Raw genomic sequence first — 2,388 nt, 5'->3', positions numbered from 1 at the left:
GCAAGGAGCGCGCTGGATAAACCGGCGCCGTACGGGCCGGATATTGACGTGACGGCCTTTGGAGAGGGGCGGGGCCTCTTGGAGGAGAAGGCGGTTGCCTCAGTTGCGGGGCGCGTGGGGGTGTCCACAGGCGCGGCCGCGTTTTACATACAGGCGGACAACGCCTACTTTAGATACCTAAGCAGAATCCCCGGCGTCGAGGTGTATAGATTAGAGGAGTTTATAGAAGAGCATAGAGACACGGCGAGGGACTACCTCTGGCGCCTCGTCCCACCCGACTTAGACAAATACACCGCGGCGGCCGCCCTGAGGGGGGTGGGGGGCTACGTCATAAGGGTGAAAAGCGGAGCCAAGGTAAGCGAGCCTATCTTGGCGTGTCTCTCTATCGTGAGGGGAGGCCTCCAGGCGCCTCACAACGTGGTTATAGTAGAGGAGGGGGCCGAGGGTGTGGTTTACACCGGTTGCGTCATCGCTCCCGAGGCGGTGGGGCTACACGTGGGCATTTCCGAATTCTACGTGTTGAGGGGAGCCAGGCTTAGGTTCATCATGGTCCACAGCTGGAACAAGGCGGCTCACGTAAGGCCCAGAACCGGCGTCCTCGTCGAGGAGGGCGGCGAGTATGTGGAGTACTACGCCAACCTCGCCTCTGTGAAGACGCTCCAGACGAGTCCCCGCATTGTGTTGAGAGAGGGGGCAAAGGCCCACTCCGTCTCCGTGGTGCTGGGCCTGGGAGACGCGGTGATTGATATAGGCACCGTGGCGTCGCTAGAGGGGCGGGGCGCCGGCGTGGAGCTGGCGACAAGGGCAATCGCCGCGGGGTCTTCTACGGTGACGATGCGGGCCTTGGTGGAGGCGTGGAGCCCGGCGAGGGGCCACGTGGAGTGTAGCGGACTGCTGATGTCGGAGCGGGCCAGTATTGTGACCATTCCGCAACTGGCCGCCCGCCACAGCGACGCCGTGCTGACCCACGAGGCCTCCATCGGGAGGCTGGCCGAGGAGGAGATCAACTACCTAATGGCCAAGGGCTTCACCTACGAAGAGGCCGTGTCGCTACTAGTCCGCGGCTTCGTCACCACAGACATCCACAAATACCTCCCGGAGCAGGCGAGGCGCTATGTGGAGAATATTGAAAAACTAATAGCCGAAAAAGCCATGTGAACCTGCGCCTGCCCCCTAGGATAAAGGTCCTGGAGGCCCTAGGCGCCTTGGCAGACGGCAGAGTCAGGGTGCTGGCCCCCGGGAGGTGCGAGGTGGTGTCCTCCGAGGGCGACAAGATCTACACCGTGTACGTCGCCAGCGGGTACGCATACAGCAACGACAACGGGACGGTGCACCGGGGCTACGTGGGCTACCCCATACTTGCCTGTCTAATGGCCGGGGGCGCCCTCCCCGTGGATAGAGAGCTGGCGGAGAAGCTGAGGGGCATCCCCTGGAAGAGGCTCAACGAACAGTTTAAGAAGTACGAAGAGGTGATGCGCTTCATCTACGCCGAGAGGGGTATAGACCGCGCCAGGGCGGAGAGCTACATAGCCCGCGTGCTGGGGGAGGTGGAGAAGCTGAGGCTTAAGTTCAAGCCGCCGCCATGAGAGTCTTGGAGATCTTCGCCTCCCTCCAGGGGGAGGGGGTCAACATAGGCAAGCCCGCGGTGTTCGTGAGGCTGGCTGGGTGCCCCATACGGTGCGCCTACTGCGACACGAAGTACTCCTGGGACTACGGGGCGGGGGTGGAGATGGACGTCGACGACGTCGTGAAAAAGGCGGCCTCTCTGGGGGTTACTGGCCACGTCGTGGTGACGGGCGGCGAGCCGCTGATATGGCTGGGGAGGGGGCTGGAGGAACTCGCGTGCAGGCTCAGGGAGCTCGGCGCCGTGGAGGTCGAGACAAGCGGAGTCTACCCCCCAAGCGCCGGGCTCGACCGGTGCGTGGACTACTACGACGTGTCCCCAAAGCTGTCCAACGCGGGGGTGAAGGCCCCCCTCCACCCCTTCTATCCCTCCAGCCCCAAGGCGTGGTTTAAATTCGTGGTCCGGGACGAGGGGGACGTGGAGGAAGCCGCCGCCTACGTCGAGGCCCGGGGGATACCCCGGGGGCGGGTCTTCCTAATGCCCATGGCCGAGACCCCCGAGGAGCACGCCGCAGTGCTCAGAAGGATATGGGACGCGGCTCTGAGACACGGCCTAAGAGTGACCCCCCGCCTCCACATAGCGGCGTGGGGCAACGCCAGGGGGAGATAATTAAAAAACAGAGTTATGAAAGAGGCATGGACAAGGAATTGGTGAAGAGGCTGAGGGCGGTTATCGACCAGCTTGAGTCGGCGGTCGAGGACGGCGACTGCGAGGCGGTGGAGGAGGCGCTGGACGAGTTGAGGAGCTTGGTGGAGGAGCTCGAG

General features: G+C 63.2%; 3 protein-coding genes. All 3 read left to right on the top strand.

Annotation, left to right across the window (positions count from 1 at the left end):
• Positions 1–1,158 (top strand): SufD family Fe-S cluster assembly protein (locus tag ACP5J3_RS13335; protein WP_428496133.1); only part of this gene is annotated, 1,158 nt, incomplete at its 5' end.
• Positions 1,155–1,586, top strand: coding sequence for a hypothetical protein (locus tag ACP5J3_RS13330; protein ID WP_428496132.1), 432 nt, complete (start codon positions 1,155–1,157; stop codon positions 1,584–1,586). The genes ACP5J3_RS13335 and ACP5J3_RS13330, both read left to right, overlap by 4 nt.
• Positions 1,583–2,233 carry a 7-carboxy-7-deazaguanine synthase QueE gene (locus ACP5J3_RS13325; protein WP_428496131.1) on the top strand — a complete coding sequence of 217 codons (651 nt, stop codon included), beginning with the start codon at positions 1,583–1,585 and terminating at the stop codon, positions 2,231–2,233. The genes ACP5J3_RS13330 and ACP5J3_RS13325 overlap by 4 nt, the downstream gene beginning before the upstream one ends.
• Positions 2,234–2,388 lie beyond the last annotated feature (155 nt).

This window comes from Pyrobaculum sp. (assembly GCF_049971835.1).
Taxonomy (GTDB): Archaea; Thermoproteota; Thermoprotei; order Thermoproteales; family Thermoproteaceae; genus Pyrobaculum.
Note: the sequence above shows the minus strand (reverse complement) of the source record. Positions and strands in the feature narration are given on the sequence as shown.

Bases quoted from the DNA above. Each gene is read 5' to 3' on its own strand.
- ACP5J3_RS13325 (WP_428496131.1), top strand. From the start codon at position 1,583: ATGAGAGTCTTGGAGATCTTCGCCTCCCTCCAGGGGGAGGGGGTCAAC.